The organism is Synechococcus sp. CCY9202, from assembly GCF_034931685.1.
Classification (GTDB): domain Bacteria; phylum Cyanobacteriota; class Cyanobacteriia; order PCC-6307; family Cyanobiaceae; genus CBW1002.
The window spans coordinates 14,741-30,542 of record NZ_JAYGID010000020.1; the positions used below are offsets into that span (position 1 = coordinate 14,741).

The 15,802-nt window shown below is 66.9% G+C and carries 14 protein-coding genes; 8 read left to right on the forward strand and 6 right to left on the reverse strand.

All coding sequences use genetic code 11. The features are described 5' to 3' along the window. Positions 1-7: 7 nt before the first annotated feature. Both VB777_RS02400 and VB777_RS02405 read right to left on the reverse strand, forming a co-directional pair. Positions 8-454 (reverse strand): TspO/MBR family protein, encoded by a 447-nt coding sequence (locus VB777_RS02400; RefSeq protein WP_323246865.1) that lies wholly within the window; start codon positions 452-454, stop codon positions 8-10. A gap of 85 nt (positions 455-539) precedes the next feature. Further along, positions 540-725, reverse strand: coding sequence for a hypothetical protein (locus tag VB777_RS02405; RefSeq protein ID WP_197156131.1), 186 nt, complete (start codon positions 723-725; stop codon positions 540-542). 107 nt (positions 726-832) lie between these two features. On the opposite strand from VB777_RS02405, the gene VB777_RS02410 reads away from it, so the two are divergent. From VB777_RS02410 to VB777_RS02430, 5 genes are all read left to right on the forward strand, one after another. Then, the gene (locus tag VB777_RS02410; RefSeq protein WP_323246868.1) at positions 833-1,480 is read left to right on the forward strand and encodes a flavin reductase family protein; all 648 of its coding nucleotides are present in this window, start codon (positions 833-835) and stop codon (positions 1,478-1,480) included. A gap of 41 nt (positions 1,481-1,521) precedes the next feature. Continuing rightward, positions 1,522-3,294, forward strand: a complete 1,773-nt coding sequence (locus VB777_RS02415) for an ATP-dependent DNA ligase (protein ID WP_323246886.1) — start codon at positions 1,522-1,524, stop codon at positions 3,292-3,294. 83 nt (positions 3,295-3,377) lie between these two features. Beyond that, positions 3,378-5,861: a ligase-associated DNA damage response DEXH box helicase gene (locus VB777_RS02420; protein ID WP_416238297.1), complete on the forward strand. Its 2,484-nt coding sequence runs from the start codon at positions 3,378-3,380 to the stop codon at positions 5,859-5,861. A gap of 111 nt (positions 5,862-5,972) precedes the next feature. Next, positions 5,973-8,054, forward strand: a complete 2,082-nt coding sequence (locus VB777_RS02425) for a CHASE domain-containing protein (protein WP_323246872.1) — start codon at positions 5,973-5,975, stop codon at positions 8,052-8,054. A 97-nt stretch (positions 8,055-8,151) separates the two neighbouring features. Next, positions 8,152-8,898, forward strand: coding sequence for a gamma-glutamylcyclotransferase family protein (locus VB777_RS02430; RefSeq protein WP_323246874.1), 747 nt, complete (start codon positions 8,152-8,154; stop codon positions 8,896-8,898). Positions 8,899-8,943: 45 nt separating this feature from the next. Here VB777_RS02430 and VB777_RS02435 read toward each other — a convergent pair whose 3' ends face one another. Beyond that, positions 8,944-11,067, reverse strand: a complete 2,124-nt coding sequence (locus VB777_RS02435) for a 4Fe-4S binding protein (protein ID WP_323246875.1) — start codon at positions 11,065-11,067, stop codon at positions 8,944-8,946. 78 nt (positions 11,068-11,145) lie between these two features. Here VB777_RS02435 and pdeM point away from each other — a divergent pair, with 78 nt between their 5' ends. Then, positions 11,146-11,814, forward strand: a complete 669-nt coding sequence (gene pdeM, locus VB777_RS02440) for a ligase-associated DNA damage response endonuclease PdeM (protein ID WP_323246877.1) — start codon at positions 11,146-11,148, stop codon at positions 11,812-11,814. On the opposite strand, the gene VB777_RS02445 is transcribed toward pdeM, so the two are convergent. Next, positions 11,771-12,208 (reverse strand): CBS domain-containing protein, encoded by a 438-nt coding sequence (locus tag VB777_RS02445; protein ID WP_322758812.1) that lies wholly within the window; start codon positions 12,206-12,208, stop codon positions 11,771-11,773. The genes pdeM and VB777_RS02445 overlap by 44 nt on opposite strands. A gap of 102 nt (positions 12,209-12,310) precedes the next feature. Here VB777_RS02445 and VB777_RS02450 point away from each other — a divergent pair, with 102 nt between their 5' ends. Then, on the forward strand, positions 12,311-12,871 hold the full coding sequence (locus VB777_RS02450) for a CDP-alcohol phosphatidyltransferase family protein (RefSeq protein WP_231597938.1): 561 nt from the start codon (positions 12,311-12,313) through the stop codon (positions 12,869-12,871). On the opposite strand, the gene VB777_RS02455 is transcribed toward VB777_RS02450, so the two are convergent. Beyond that, positions 12,840-13,787, reverse strand: a complete 948-nt coding sequence (locus VB777_RS02455; RefSeq protein ID WP_416238296.1) for an NAD-dependent epimerase/dehydratase family protein — start codon at positions 13,785-13,787, stop codon at positions 12,840-12,842. The genes VB777_RS02450 and VB777_RS02455 overlap by 32 nt on opposite strands. 40 nt (positions 13,788-13,827) lie before the next feature. Then, positions 13,828-14,934 carry an HD-GYP domain-containing protein gene (locus tag VB777_RS02460; RefSeq protein WP_197156119.1) on the reverse strand — a complete coding sequence of 369 codons (1,107 nt, stop codon included), beginning with the start codon at positions 14,932-14,934 and terminating at the stop codon, positions 13,828-13,830. A gap of 256 nt (positions 14,935-15,190) precedes the next feature. On the opposite strand from VB777_RS02460, the gene VB777_RS02465 reads away from it, so the two are divergent. Further along, positions 15,191-15,802 (forward strand): hypothetical protein (locus tag VB777_RS02465; protein ID WP_323246883.1); only part of this gene is annotated, 612 nt, incomplete at its 3' end.

The following is a 15,802-nucleotide window of genomic DNA, read 5'->3' on the forward strand; positions in this document are numbered from 1 at the left end:
CAGCGGCTCAGCGATTCAGCCGCTCCATTCGCCAGGTCACGAACGTGCCCACCGGGCTCCAGAGCAGGAAGGGCACCAACAGCCCTGCCGCCGGCCGCGACACCGGCAGCACCGAGACGGCCAGACCCACGCCCCAGATCCAGCCCGCCAGGCCAACGGCAGTGCCGTTTCGCAGCCGGCGTGTGCGGCAGATCACCCAGGTGTAGCTCTGCACCAGCAGCAGCAGCAGCAGGAAGCCGGCCATGGCGCCAGCGCTGGCCGTTGCCTGCCACACCAGCAGGGCCGAGCCGTAGAAGCAGAGGTAGATCACCAGCCAGATCAGCGGGATCCATCGCTCAAAGGTGAGCCATCTCGGCCGGCGTAGCTGCAGAAACCATCGGAACTCCGCGCGGGACGGATTGAGCAGTGCCCCGACGGCCACGATCACAGCCAGGATCACCAGTGCAGCCAGCATTGCTTCAATCCCATCACTTCCAGGCTGATGCGCTAGGCCCTGCGTGGAGGTTCTGCCAAGCGTTTCTGTGATGTGATGGTGTTGCTCAAGGCTTGGTGGGGGCAGCGCCGGCAGATGCCGCTGGCGACACGCCTGGTGACACACCTGGCGACGCGGTTGGCGGTGGATTGAGGGAGTCGTCGAGGCCCAAGTCGATTTCCCCGATCCAGAGCACCAAACCGGCCAGGCAGGCCAGGGCTGCGAGCAGCAGCAGCCAGTGACGACGATCCATGGCGCAGCAGATCAAGGGCTGCGGAATTTCAGCACGTCGCTCGGGGGGCGGAGCCGTGCCTCCAGATCTCAGGACCCTCAGCCAAGACCTGGTGCAGCATCATTCGCTTGACGTTCAGGGTGCGCTGTATGGCCGAGCCCGCGCCGATGCGATCCATCGATCCCGACAGCCTCGATGGCGGCGCCCTGTATCGGCTCTGCACCAGCCTGGTGGTGCCTCGGCCGATCGCCTGGGTGAGCAGTATTAGTGGCGACGGTCAGCCCAACCTGGCGCCGTTCAGCTTCTTCAATGCCCTGAGTGATCAACCGGCCGTGCTGATGGTGTCGATCGGCGCCCACCGGGATCGCGAGAAAGACACCCTGCGCAATCTCCGTCAGACCGGCTGCTTCGCCGTGCATGTGGTGGATGAAGACTTGGTGGAGCCGATGAACATCACCGCCGCCGACTATGCCCCGGGCATCAATGAATTTGTGGCAGCGGGCCTCCAGGCCGTGGCCTGCAGCCGCATCGCCGCCCCCCGGATCGAGGCCGCTGCGGCCTGCATGGAATGCGATTGCATCGATCTGATCCCAGTGCCCGGCACCCGTTTCACCATGGCCCTCGGCCGCATCGTGATGGTCCATGTCCAGAGCCGCTGCTTGACGGAATCCGGCATGGCCTCGCCGGAAGCGCTCCGCCCCGTGGGGAAACTGGCCCTGAATGCCTATACCAAACTCGGCGAACTCTTCGAGCTGCAGCGCCCCAGGCTGGGGTGATCCGGATCCGCCAGGATGGCGCCAGCGTCCATTGGACCGGCATGCAGGCGTTCGTGGCCCTGTTCGCCCACCTCGATCACACCACCGCCACCCGCGCCAAGGTGGAGGCCCTGGCTGCCTACTTCGCCGCCACCGCTGCCCGTTCCCCCGCCGATGCGGCCTGGGCGCTGCACTGCCTGCTCGGCAAGCAGCGCCGCCGCCTGATCACTGGTCGCCGCCTGCGCCAGATCTGTCTCGAGGGCACCGGCCTGCCGGACTGGTTGTTCGACGACTGCCATGCCCAGGTGGGCGATTCCGCTGAAACCATTGCCTTGCTCTGGCATCAGACCGCCCCGGAGGTTGCCCCACCACGCACCACAAGGGCCGCCGCACCACCCGCCTCGGATCCCACGGCTCTTCTCCCTCCCATGGCCCTCCCCCTGGCCCACTGGATGGAGCAGCTGCTGCCCGGCCTTGCCGGGCTGGAGGGCGAGCAACAGGCGGCTGCCGTGCAGGCCCTCTGGCAGCAGCTGCAACCGCAGGAGCTCCTGGTGGCCAACAAGCTGCTCACCGGTGGCTTTCGCGTCGGCGTCGCCCAGGGACTGGTGATCCGGGCGCTCGCCCAGCTCAGTGAGCTGGAGGAGCCGTTGCTGGCCCATCGCCTCATGGGCGGCTTCCAGCCCGGTGCCGCCGCCTGGACGCAGCTGCTGGCTCCCGCCGAAGCCGGCGGCGCCTGCAGCAGTCGCCCCTATCCCTTCTTCCTGGCCTCCCCGCTGGAGGCCAGCACGCACTCACCTCTTCCGGGTTCCCCCGCCGATTGGCTGGTGGAGTGGAAATGGGACGGCATCCGCGGCCAGCTGATCCGCCGCGCTGGTGAGAGCTTCCTCTGGAGCCGCGGCGACGAGCTGATCAATCCGGTGTTCCCCGAGCTGATCGCCCTGGCGGACAGCCTTCCCGATGGCACCGTGCTCGACGGTGAGGTGATCGTCTGGCCGCAGGAGGCCGATCGTCCGGCCCCCTTCGCCCAGCTGCAGCGCCGCCTGGGCCGCAAGGCACCGGGCCGTTCGATCCTGGCGGAGTGCCCCGCCGCTTTCGTGGCCTACGACCTGCTGGAGCAGGGGGGCCGCGATTGCCGTTCCGAACCCCTGAGCCTCCGCCGCGCCGCCCTGGAGGCTCTGCACCGGCAGGTCACTGCGGCGACACCCACCCCCGCAGCCGGGCTCCTGCGTCTCTCCAGCCTGCTGCCGTTCGATCACTGGGACGGGCTCGAACCGCTGCGGCACCAGGCTGGCGCCGCCGGCGCGGAGGGTCTGATGCTCAAGGCCATCGCCTCGCCCTACCTGGCCGGTCGGCGGCGGGGCCACTGGTGGAAGCACAAGAAGGAGCCGCTGCGCCTCGATGCGGTGATGCTCTACGCCCAGGCCGGCAGCGGCCGCCGCGCCAACCTCTACACCGACTACACGTTTGGCTTGTGGGAGCGGGATCCGGCTGATTCCAGCGGCGATGCCGGCCAGCTGGTCACCTTCGCCAAGGCCTATTCCGGCCTCGATGATGCCGAGATCAGCGAGCTCGATCGCTGGATCCGCAGCCACACCCTGCAGCGGTTCGGGCCGGTGCGGGCCGTGGCGCCGGACCAGGTGTTCGAGCTGGCCTTTGAGGGGTTGCAGCCCTCCCGTCGCCACCGCAGCGGCATCGCCGTGCGCTTTCCCCGCATCGCCCGCTGGCGTCGCGACAAACCCGCCGCCGAAGCCGACAGCCTCGCTTCGGCGCGGCGCCTGCTTGAGAAGCAGTCCGATCTGGGCCAGTCCGACCAGGCCCAGTCCGATTCGTGCTGACCGTGGTTGTACGGAACAGCCGCAGCCACCGTGCCCTGCTGGCTCCGATCGAGGCCTGGTTCGCCCAGCGCGGCTGGCGGCCGATGCCGTTCCAGCGGCAGTGCTGGACCGCCGATCTGCAGGGCCGCAGTGGCCTCATCCAGGTTCCCACCGGCTCCGGCAAGACCTACGCGGCGGTGATGGGCCCGATCGCCCAGCTGCTGGCCGAGGCGGAGGCCGCCGGCGGAGCCGGCCTGGCTCCCGGGATTCGCCTCCTCTACCTCACCCCGCTGCGGGCCCTCAGCCGCGATCTGGCGCTGGCCATCCGCGAACCGATCGAGGCGATGGCCTGGCCCCTGAAGGTCGGCATCCGCAACGGCGACACCAGCAGCAGTGAGCGGACCCGCCAGCTCCGCACCCCACCCCAGATCCTGATCACCACGCCGGAGTCCCTGTCGCTGCTGCTGGCGAACCAGAAAGCTGCGGAGTTGTTTGCCCAGCTCGATGCGGTGGTGCTCGATGAATGGCACGAGCTGCTCGGCAGCAAGCGCGGCAGCCAGAGCGAGCTCTGCCTCAGCTGGCTGCGCCGCCAGCGGCCGGGGCTGCGCACCTGGGCGATCAGCGCCACGATCGGCAACCTCGAGGAGGCGGCGCGGGCCGCCGTGGGGGTGAGCGACATCGATCCTCTGATCGTCACGGCCCGGCTGAAGCGCCAGACCCGCATCCGCAGCCTGCTGCCGGAACGGATCGATGGCTTCCCCTGGGCCGGTCACCTTGGCCTGCGCATGTACGAGACGCTGGTGGATGGCCTCGAACCGGGTGTTGCGACCCTGCTGTTCACCAACACCCGCAACCAGGCCGAGCGCTGGCACCAGTGCCTGCGCTACGCCTGCCCGGAGATGGAGGGCGCCCTCGCCCTGCACCACAGCGCCATCGACCGCTCCGAACGGGAGGCGATCGAGAGCGGCGTCAAGAACGCCGAGATCCGCTGGGTGGTCTGCACCAGCTCCCTGGATCTGGGGGTTGACTTCCAGCCGGTGGAGCGGGTGGTGCAGATCGGCAGCGCCAAGAACCTGGCCCGCTTGCTGCAGCGGGCCGGCCGCAGCGCCCACAGCCCCGGTGGCATCTCCCAGGTGCTGTTCATGCCCACCAACGCCCTCGAGCTGCTGGAAGTCAGCGCCATGCGGCGGGGTCTGGCCGCCGGTCTGGTGGAGCAGCGCCGCCCGCCTGACGCGCCGATCGATGTGCTGCTGCAGCACCTCACCACCCTGGCCTGTGGCCCCGGCTTCAACCCTGAGCAGGAGCTGGCGACGGTGCGTACGGCCTGGAGCTACCGCCAGCTTGATGACGCCACCTGGCAGTGGTGTCTGCGTTTCCTGGAGGATGGGGGCGATTGCCTGGGGGCCTATCCCCGCTACCGCAAGCTGCAGCGGGCGGCGCTGCTGCCTGACCGCATCGACCGCGAGCGCCCGCCCAGCCCCGGAGAACCCTTCGCCTATGTGGTGCGCGAGCCGGCGATCCAGCGCCTGCATCGGCTGCACATCGGCACGATCACAGCCGATCGCGCCGTTACGGTGCGCGTCGTGCGCGGCGCCGTGCTGGGCCACGTGGAGGAGGCGTTCATCTCCCGCCTCAAGCCCGGCGATGTGTTCTTCTTCGCCGGCCGCCAGCTGGAGTTCGTGCGGCTGCGTGAGATGACAGCCCAGGTGAAGGCCAGCAACCGCCGCAGCACCACGGTGCCGGCCTGGGCGGGGGGGCAGATGGCCCTCTCCGATCTGCTCAGCACCCAGCTGCGGGCCGAGCTGCACCGCTGTGCCCTGGCTCTGGCCCGATCGGAACCGAATCCCGCCGGCCTCGACACCCCGGAATTACGCGCTCTCGAGCCCCTGCTGCGCCGCCAGGCGGATCTCTCCCATCTGCCGCTGGAGAGGGAATTCCTTGTGGAGATCTGCTCCAGCCGCGAGGGTCAGCACCTCTATGCCTACCCCTTTGATGGCCGCTTCGTGCACGAGGGCCTGGGCTTCCTCTGGGCCTGGCGCCTGGCCCGCTGCCAGGCCACCACCTTCACGGTGTCGGTGAATGATTGCGGCTTCGAGTTGCTGGCCCCGCGTGGTTACCCCCTGCTGGAGCTGTTCGAGCTGCAGGCGGAGGAGCTGCTCGACGACTCCTGCCTCGAACGTGATCTGGAGCAGGCGGTGAATCTCTCCGAGCTCTGCCGCCGCCGCTTTCGTTCCATTGCCCAGATTGCCGGGTTGGTGCGTCATGGCTACCCTGGGCAGTCCAAAAGTGGTGGCCAGCTGCAGATCAGTGCCGCCCTGCTGTTCGAGGTGTTCGGTCGGCATGAGCCGGACAATCGTCTGCTGGAGCAGGCGCGCCGCGAAGTGATGGCCGAGCAGCTGGAGTTGCCCCGGCTGCGCCAGGCCCTGCGGCGGCTGCAACGCTCCGAGTTGCGCCTGGAAACCCCACAGCGGCAGGGTCCTCTGGCTTTCCCTCTGCTGGTGGAGCGGCTGAACAGCCGCATGAGCAATGAATCGGTGTTGGAGAGGGTGCGTCGCCTGATCGCCGAGGCTGAGCGGCGCGAAGGCTGATGAAGAGCTATTCGGTTGGGTTGGCGTTGCCGTTTTCTGGGCTCCAGAGCAGCCATACTGTAGGGGCGATCTCCTGCTGGCCTGCATCCCCACGGCGCTCCAGTTCCAGCCATGACGGATAGCGAACCCCCTCTGGAGGCAACGAGCGAAGTTCCGTTCTGGAGACAACGACACTTTGTCTATCAGGTGTTGCCGCAGGTTGTGCTCTTCCTGAGTCTGTTGCTCACGGCCGTGGCCGTGGAGTCTGCACGACAGCGGGGGATCAAGGAGCATCTCCGCCTCGAAAAGGCGCTGGCAGATGATATCCGGGACGCGGTTGAACGGCGTTTTGAGGTCAATACGGCTCTGCTCTCCTCGGTGGTGGGCCTGTTCAACGCCTCAGAGGATGTGGAACGGCAGGAGTTTCAGAGCTTCTTCCGTGAGATCGCAGGAACGGCAACCAATCTCAGAGGGATTCAAGGAGTTGGCTTTTCGCGATTGATTCCAGAAGGCCAACTCAAGCCCTTCTTGAATAGCATGCGATCGAAAGGGCGCAACGATTTTCGCGTATTCCCTGAGGGCCGGCGGCAAATTTATACCGCAATTGAGTTTCTTCAGCCAAGCGACTGGCGTAATGAGCGAGCAGTCGGCTATGACATGTATAGCAACCCTGTGCGGCGTGAGGCGATGAAGCGTGCCGCGCTGACGGGGCTCCCGTCTCTTTCTGGGAGGGTGAAACTTCTTCAGGAAAATTCAGACGATGTCCAGGCAGGGGCGCTGCTTTATCTGCCCATCTTTCGTGATGGCAGTCGCATGCACGTCAAGGGTGTGTTTTCCCCGGCAGGACGTGGAGATGCTGCGTTCAAGGACTTGCTCGGTTGGGCTTACTCCCCCCTGCGGATGGCTGATCTGGTCCAGGCTGCACTGGTGCCGATCAGGAACCCTTATCTCAGCCGAGCCAGCTTTGCATTGTACGACGGCAGTCTTGCGACACCAAGTGAACTGTTGTTCAGTCAGTCGGCTGGACGGGTGTTAACCCAGCAGGCGGATGGGTCTGGTACTCCCGATTTGAAGTATGCCTCCTTCTCGAGATTCAATGTTGGCGGCAGGACCTTTCTGCTTGGCGTTCAGTTGGGTCGAACCAGTGGAAAATTCTGGGGGCTCAATGCCATCGCCTGGATCACCCTTGCGATTGGTGTTGTTTTCAGCAGCGCCATCAGCGGGATCACCTGGCTGCTTGTCCGGAATCATCGGTTGGTGCTGAATCAGTTGACCATCTCGCAGGCCCGCAACCGGGAGCGGGCCCTGGCGGCCACTGTCTTCGAGCAATCGTCGTATGGCATCACCATCACCGATTCAGATGCAAGACTGATATCCTGCAATCAGGCCTTTTCTCAACTCACGGGCTATAGCCGGCAAGAGTTGCTTGGCCAAAATATGAGCATCCTCAAGTCCAACCGGCATGACAAAGCTTTCTTTCGACAGCTCTGGGAGTGCCTTCAGCATCAGGGTCGCTGGGAAGGAGAGATCTGGAACCGCCTGAAGAATGGCGAGTTGAGGCGGCATGAACTCACCATCAAGGCGGTCTGCAACGACGGTGAACAACTGATTTGTTATGTGGGGATGTTGCACGACATCAGCGATCGCTACAGGCAGGAGGCTGAGATTCGTTTCCAGGCTCGGCATGACTACCTCACAGGCCTGCCCAATCGCGCCGAGCTGATTGTTCAGATGGATCAGGCCTTGGCCCGGGCCAAGCGCTATGGCTTGCGGGTGGCGCTGGTGTTCCTGGATCTCGATGGCTTCAAGCCCATCAATGATCAGCTCGGCCATGCCACAGGCGATCGTGTGCTCAAGACCGTGGCGGCACGCCTTCAGCTGGTGATCCGTGAAAGCGACACCCTGGCCAGGCAGGGTGGTGATGAATTCGTGTTGCTGATTCCCCAGGCTTCCGATCAGAACGGACTGATCACGCTGGCGCACAAACTGCAGGAGCAGGTGGAGTTGCCCATCCCCGAGCTGGAGGGGCTACCGCTGTCTGTGAGCATCGGTATCGCCCTGTTTCCGGACCATGCCGCCAGCGCTGAGCAGTTGCTCCACCTGGCGGATCAGGCCATGTATCAGGCCAAGCAACAACGTCAGGGCTCCAGTGGACATGTCGCCATCGCAACCCCCGACGCAGGGGAAGCGATGCCATCGCAACGCCCTGCCTGAGAGGCTGGGCTCAGTTGCTCAGGCCCGTTCGAGTCGTTTGACGATCCAGGTCATCAGGCCGAGCGAGGCCGCCAGAGCAAGCAACAGCGCAATGGTCATGGACGACATCAGCAGGTCAACGGATTATCCCAGTCGCGCTGCCACCCCTGGCCTGCAGGCCGTCTTCGTCTACGGAACACTGATGCGGGGCCATCGGAACCATGGCTGGCTGGCTGGAGCTCGGTTTCTGGGCCGGGGGTGCCTCGGCGGAGCTGTTCTCTATGACCTTGGCCCCTTCCCGATGGCTGTTGAGATGGATGGCTGCTTCCCTGTCGCCTCGCCCAGCGCATCCGCGTCGCCATCATCCCCAACCCCCTCAACCGAAAACGGGGTCATCCACGGGGAGGTCTATGCCGTGAATGAGGCTCAGCTTGGCGATCTCGATCGGCTGGAAGGTGTGCCGCGGCTCTATCGGCGCCAGCGGCTTGTTCTGCTGGATGGTCGAGAGGTGTGGGTCTATCTCGGACGGGCCCGGCAGGTGCGGCATGTGGCGCCGATTCCCGATGGCCGTTGGCGCGGACCTCGCCAATCCCGGGGGACGCGGCGCTCACCCGTCACGCCGCTTGCGCTGTCGGGATGGTTGGCGTTGGGGCTTGGGTTCATGCCCAGCCAGGTCCATGCCGACAGCCGCCACGACTGCCAGCTCTGGAGGGGGAGCAGCGGCAGCCAGCGGGCGATCGTGGGTAACCGGCTCGGCGCTGAGCATCTGCTCACCAAGGATCACAAGCTGGCCCAGACCCCCACGGATCAGCCCGTGGCGCTCTATCGCCGCAGTGATCTCGAGCGCCTCTGCCGTGGCTACTGATCGTCTGAGCCACGGATCTTCAGTTCCGCAAAGGCAGGACCGGGTTCAGGGCAAAGCCACCAACCAGCGACCGCCCGCACCGAGGCCCAGCACCAGCAGTGGACCCAGAAGCCAGCGCCAGCGGTCTGCCTGGCGCAGGCGGCGCTGCAGCACCCACGACCCCACCACCCCCACCAGCACCACCAGGCTCTGGCAGAAGGTGATCACGTGCGGATCTGCACTCCAGCCTGGCAGGGTTGCCGCCAGATCCGGCGCCAGCGGCGTCAGGCTCACCGGCAGCAGCTGGCCGGCCTCGACCATGCCCAGCGGCAGGTAGCGGGCCAGCAGCAACGCCCAGAGCAGGGGTAGCAGGCCGTAGAGCACCCGCTGGCGCCGCAGCGGCACGGCCAGCCAACGCGTGGCCAGGAAGGCGGCGGCAGGCAGGGCCAGGGCCAGGCTCGCGAAGGCCAGCCGGGGCAGCAGCGGGCCGCTCTGCAGCGACAGGGGCGCCAGCGGCAGCCAGCCCAGCAGCTTCGACCAGTAGGTGAGGGTCACGCCACCCGCCAGCACCAGGATCAGGCCGGTCTCACCGGCCGGTGGCGCCATGCTGCGCTGGATGTCTGCGGCGGGGGGGCGCAGGCGCAGCTGCACAGAGCGGTGCGGGCAGGCCTGGGCGCAGGTGAGGCAGAGCACGCAATTGCGGTTGTCAGCCAGGTGGGCCGGATGGGTGCCCACTGGGCAGCCGCCGGTGGCCATCCCCTCGCCTTCGGCGGGGCCGCCCTTGAAGCAGGCGTAGGTGCTGCAGCTGCCGCTGCAGGTGCCCACCTGGGCGCGCAGTTCCAGGATCGAGAGCTTGGCGAACAGGCCGTTCATGCCTCCCACCGGGCAGAGGTAGCGGCACCAGAAGCGTTTCTCGAACAGCAGCGAGCAGACCACCGCGCCGGCGGTGATCAACAACAGCAGGCAGCTGCTCAGCCAGGCCGTATTGGGCAGGTCGGCCAGGTCCTCCCAGAGCAGGATCGCGGCAAAGCCGGCCGCCAGAACCGGTGCCCCCCAGCGATCCGTGTCGCCGCGAGGCCAGGGGCGCGGCTTCAGGCCGAGGCGACGCCCCAGCCGCTGCACGATCTCGCCCCAGACCATGAAGGGGCAGAAGGAGCACCAGAGCCGGCCCACCAGGGGGTAACCCAGCAGGATCAGGGGCCACCACCAGGCCCAGAACAGGTTGAGCCCGCCGTTGCTGGCCCGGTCCTGGGGGCCCAGCCACAGCCAGAGGTTGACCAGCACGAACACCCAGCTGACCAGGCCGAACAACAGGCCGTTCCAGAGCCGTGGGGATCGCATCAGGTCACGCAGCCTCGGCTTCCAGCGCCAGAGGTCGAAGCGCAGACCCTGATAACGATGGCTGGGGCCGGTCCAGAACACATCTTCCGGTAATTCGGCCGGTTGCTGGGCACTGCACTGGCGCAGGGCCCGGGCGATCAGGCCATCGAGTTCGCGCAGGTTGTTGGGGAAGTCGTAGGTCTGCAGCCGCTTCACCACCGTTTCGGAGACCTCCGGTGGCTGCTTCCAACCAAGCTTGCGGGTCCGCTGCCGCACGCCGTAGCGCAGCCATTCACCCAGGTCCTTGCGCCGCACCCGCAGGGGCGGAACCCGGATCTGGGCCCCGAGGCCCTCGAAGCCCGGCACCGGCGCCTCGGCGGTGAAGAACACCCGGCCGCTGAAGTGGTGCACGGGCGCCGATTCGCTCGGCCCCCGCCAGTTGCCCGTGCGGGCCAGTTCGAGCAGGGCCGGCAGCAGCTGCGGGTCGACCAGATCCACCTGGTCGATCAGCAGGGACCCGTCCCCCAGGCAATCGAGCACGCTGCCCTCCCCCTGGCCACTGGCAGGACCGAACAGATCCGAGCCATCGGGCCGCAGCAGGGCGCCGTTGAAGCGCACCAGCAGCTGGGTGCGACGGCGCGATCCGAAATGGATCAGGGCCGCGATGTTGTCCTTTTCAAGGCCCGGTTCGCCGCTGATCAGGACGGGCGGCGCCAGGGGATCGGCCGCCGCCTTGCGGATGTCGTCGCGAAGGCGCTGGGCGTAGCGGCTGCTGCCGACGATGCCGCGCCGCACCCGGCCCTGCACGAAGGGCGCCAGTTTCAGCAGGCAGGCGGTGCTGTCGGCCGTGGCGGGAGACGGCGAAGACACGCGAAGAAACCTTGGGAACCATCAGCATGGCCCGATTCGGGGTGGGATGGCCCTGCTGCGGTGGAGGGATGTACGCGGATGACCGTCTTTCAGTGGGGCCAGCACCAGCTGCTGTTCCTGGGGGACAAGGCGGTGTGGGATCCGCGGCAGGGCCTGCTGCTGGTGGCGGATCTGCACCTCGGAAAGGCCGAGACCTTCCAGGCCCATGGCATCCCGCTGCCCAGCGATGGTGATGGCGCCACCCTCAACGTCCTGCTGGCCCTGGCCCACCGCTGGCGGCCCCGCCGGGTGGTGGTGCTGGGGGATCTGATCCACAGCCGCCTTGGGCTCACCGCCGAGTTGCGCCAGAAGCTGGCCGCCCTGCCGCAGCTGCTGGGCTGCCCCCTGCAGCTGATCGGCGGCAACCACGAACGGGGCAGTTGGATCGATGGGCTGCCCCAGGAGCCCGCCCAGGCGGCAGGCGCCCTTTGGCTCAGCCACGAACCCGATCCGCGGTCGGGACGGCTCAACCTCTGCGGTCATCTGCATCCGGTGGCGCTGCTGGGCCGGCGTGGCGATCGCCTGCGCTTGCCCTGCTTCGCCTACGACCCCCAGGGCCAGCGGCTGGCTCTTCCCTCCTTCGGGCAGTTGACGGGCGGTCATCCCCGTCCCCAGGGTGAGCAGCTCTGGCTCGTGGCCGAAGGGACCGTGGTTCCGCCAACGCTCACTCCACCGCCGCCAGGGCCCGCACCACGTCGCCACGGGTGAGCACTCCCACCGGCCGCTGGTCGGCATCGAGCACGAACAGCCGTTGGGTGCTGCTCTCATGCAGTTGCCGTGCCGCGGCGGGCAGGCCCAGATCGGCGGGGCAATGGTGGGGATGGCGGCCCATCACCTCCCCCACGGTGCTGCCGAGCACCTGATGCACCTGTTTGTCCCATTGCAGGGGATTGCGCAGGTAGATCACCGCATCGAGCAACATCACATAGGGCCCGGCATCGAAACCGCTCTCGCGCACCATCAGGTCCTGCTCGGTGAGCTCACCCACCAGCTCGCCGGCGCTGCCCACCACCGCGAGGGCGCTGATGTGGTGCTGGCACATCAGCTGCACCGCATCCTGCAGGGGGGTGTCGGGGCCCACGCTCAACACCGGCGCGGACATCACTGCGGAGACCGGCTGTTGCACCACGGCGACCAGAACGAACTGCGGCCATTCTGCGGCGGGGAGGGTTCAGGATCGGCCTTACGCCACATGCCCCCTGCCATGGCCTCCCTCCGGCGCGCTGCCGATGCCCTCACCGTGCTGCGGGCCCTGCTGGGGCTGCCCCTGCTGCTGGCCCTGGCGGCCGGCTGGCAGGGGCTGGCCTGGATCCTGCTGCTGCTGGGGGGCCTCAGCGATGCGGCCGATGGTGCCCTGGCCCGTCGGGCCGGCGGCGGGTCGGTGTGGGGGGCCCGCCTCGATCCCCTCACCGACAAGATCCTGATCAGCGCCCCCCTGCTCTGGCTGGGGGCCGCCGGAACCCTGCCGCTCTGGGCCGTGTGGCTGCTGCTGGCCCGCGAGCTGTTGATCTCCGGCTGGCGGGCCGGCCAGAGCAGCGGTGGACCCGCCTCGGCCTCCGGCAAGGCCAAGACGATCCTGCAGTTCGCCGCTCTGCTGCTGCTGCTCTGGCCCGAGACGTGGAGCCTGGCTGGGGTCGCCTCGCCGGGGTTGCCCCTTGTGCTGCGGCAGCTGGGCTGGTGGCTGTTCTGGCCCTCCCTGCTCCTGGCCCTCAGTTCAGCCCTGGGCTACCTGGTCAGCCGGCCAGCAGCCGCTCGTCAGAACTGAAATCGGGGCTGGTGGGCATCCGCAGGGCGTAATCGTTCACGAAGCTGTCGCGGAGGCACTGATCCAGGTCGTGGGCGGGGCTCCAGGCCAGTTCGGAGCAGACCCGGTGGATGTCGGTGAGGAAATGGTTGAGGCGCAGCGGAAAGGCCTTGCGCGCCTTGGGATCGAGACCGGCGGGATCGAAGCTGCGGATCGGCACGGCGGCGGGATCCTTGCCGCAGGCGCGGGCGGCCGTCTCCACCAGTCCGGTGAAGGTGACGCCCTTGGCCCCCGTGCAGTTGTAGATGCGGTTGGTGGCCGCCTCCACCTCGATGCAGCGCGCCATGGCAGCGGCCAGGTCGTTGACGTGGCCCAGCTGGGTGATGGTGCTGCCATCGCCGGGCAGCGGCACCGGCCGATCGTGCACGATCCGATCAAAGAACCAGCTCTCGACGGGGTTGTAGTTGCCGGGACCCACGATGTAGGTGGGCCGGAAGCTGGTGAAGGGGATGCCCTGCTGTCGCAACCAGGCTTCGGTGTCGGCTTTGCCGGCGTGACGGCTGGCCGGATCGGTGGGGGATTCCTCGTCGAGGGGCCACTGGGCGCTGTCGGCGTAGACGCCGGCGGAGCTCACATAGACGAAGCGTTGGCCTGGCGCACCGGTGCGCTCGATCACGGCGCTGGAATCGCTGAGCGTGCGGCCGGAACTGTCGACGATCACCTCGAAACGGCGCCCCCGCAGCTGGTCCAGGCTGGCCGGGTCGGTGCGGTCACCCACCAGGTGCTCCACCCCGGCAGGCACCGCATTCCTGCCGCGGGTGAACAGGGTGAGTGCATGGCCGGAGGCGATCAGCTGCTCCACGAGGGGCTTGCCCACGAACCGGGTTCCGCCCATCACCAGGATCTTCACGGCCGCATCACCAGGAACTGGCGCCATTGTGCTGGGCCCGGCGCCGCCGCTCAGACCCGGCGCCGACTCAGGTCTCAGCGAAGCGGTGACGGATGGCCTCCACCTGGTCGCTCTGGCTGCGCACCACCGCGACACAGTCGGGATCCAGGCTGCCCTCGCTGACCAACCGCTCGAGTTCGGTCAGGGCTTGCTCCACCGACCAGGGCTGTTTGTAGGGCCGCACGCTGGTGAGGGCATCGAGGACATCGGCCACGGCCACGATGCGCGCCTCGATCGGAATCTCATCAGCCCTGAGGCCAGCGGGATAGCCCGATCCGTCGAGGCGCTCGTGATGGCCGGCCACGATGTTGCGCATCACGATCGAATCGGCCAGTTCCTCCAGGGCGAACTGTCCGATGATGCGTTCAAGGATCGCGACACCCTTGTTCACATGGGTCTTCATCACCTCCCTTTCGGCAGCATCAAGACGTCCGGGCTTGAGCAGGATGCTGTCTGGGATGCCGATCTTGCCGATGTCGTGCAGGGGGGCGAACAGGAAGACATGCTCAACGAACTCATCGCTCAGGCTGAACTGCGGGGCGACGCCCTTGGCAATCAGGCGGCAGTAGTGCGCCATGCGTTCGAGATGGGTGCCGGTCTCGAAATCACGCAGCTGGGCAAAATCCCTGGCCACGCTGGCGGAAGCGAGTAATGAGCGGACCACACCGATCTCCTGGGAGATCGTCATATTGATCAGCTTCGAGAATAAGGAGAGATTGCGCTGTACTTCCGGCGTGAATGCAGCCGCCTGGCAAGAGTCGTAGAAGAGGAAGCCGATGAAATTGTCATTGTCAAACAGTGGAAGTGTTAACGAGGATCGATAGTCTTGCTCCAGTAACCATTTGGAATGCTGGTTGCCGGCTTGGATTGTGCTGGGGATGTCGTCGATCACGCGGTGCCGCCGGGTTCGGACTAACTCGCTCAGGGATCTGCTGCCGCCCAGGGGGAATTCATAGGCTGCGATCGCTGCGCCGCTGCGGGTGCTGTTGATGAACGTCTTCAGCAGATCGGTGCCTGGGTCGTAGAGAGCACAGGCGATCCGATCAATGGTCGGCACCAGATCCAGGAGCTGTTGGTGCAATTGCTCCAGCCGTTGGGTGAGCGCATTGCCCGCACTCTTCAGATGCAGGGGCAACCCAGGCAGAGGGGTCTGAACCTCTTGTGGTTGAACCTGTTGAGGTTGAACCTCGTCCGACGACGAGGCCCCGGGGACGGGAGTGGGGGTGGATCTCATCGGTGGCACCGGCGCCGGTCCAGTGGGGCAACCGCCCAGGCCGACCGGTTCAGCATGGCTCACCAGGCAGCTCTGAGGCCATCCAGCTCTGAGATCATCGGATGGCGGCAGGGCTCGCCAGGATGGCGACGCAGCAGGGAGGGCCCTTGGGGCATGGATGTCGTTCACTGCAGGGGTGATCGCCGCCGCGACGAAGCCTTTGGATTCCCTTTCCGCTCCTGATCCTTCGGGTCTGCCTGATGGGGTCACCCTGGAGGAGCTGGAACGCCGCTGTCGCCGCCAGGGCAGCGGTATCGGCGCGCCGCAGCTCGAGGCCTGCTGGTGTCTGCAGAGCGTCTGGCGCAAGGGTCGGCAGACCCCGGATCGGGTGGCCAGTCCCCTGCTGCAGCTGCTGGGGGCACGGCTGGAGATTCGCAGTGCGACGTCTGCGCCAACGACCACCACGGTGCCCCTTCCTGCGCCTTCACCTGCGTCTGTCTCGGTGGATTCATCAACCCTTCACCTCACCAATGCGGTGCGCCTGGGGCGATTGGAGCTGCGCTTCAGCGGCCAGGGTGCCTTGGTGGGCAAACGGCCTCTGCTCCGCTTCAGCTTCAACCTGTTGGAGCTTGGCTGGTTGGAGGCCAACGGAGGCTTCCGGCCGCTGTGGAGCCGCCCCCTGCCGGAAGGCGGTGATCCGCGGCGCCAGCCCTTCTTCGCCCTGATCGCGGCCGAGTCCGACTGGCTTGCGGCCCGGGGCCGCGGCGGCGGCCTGGCGCTGTGGCGGCGG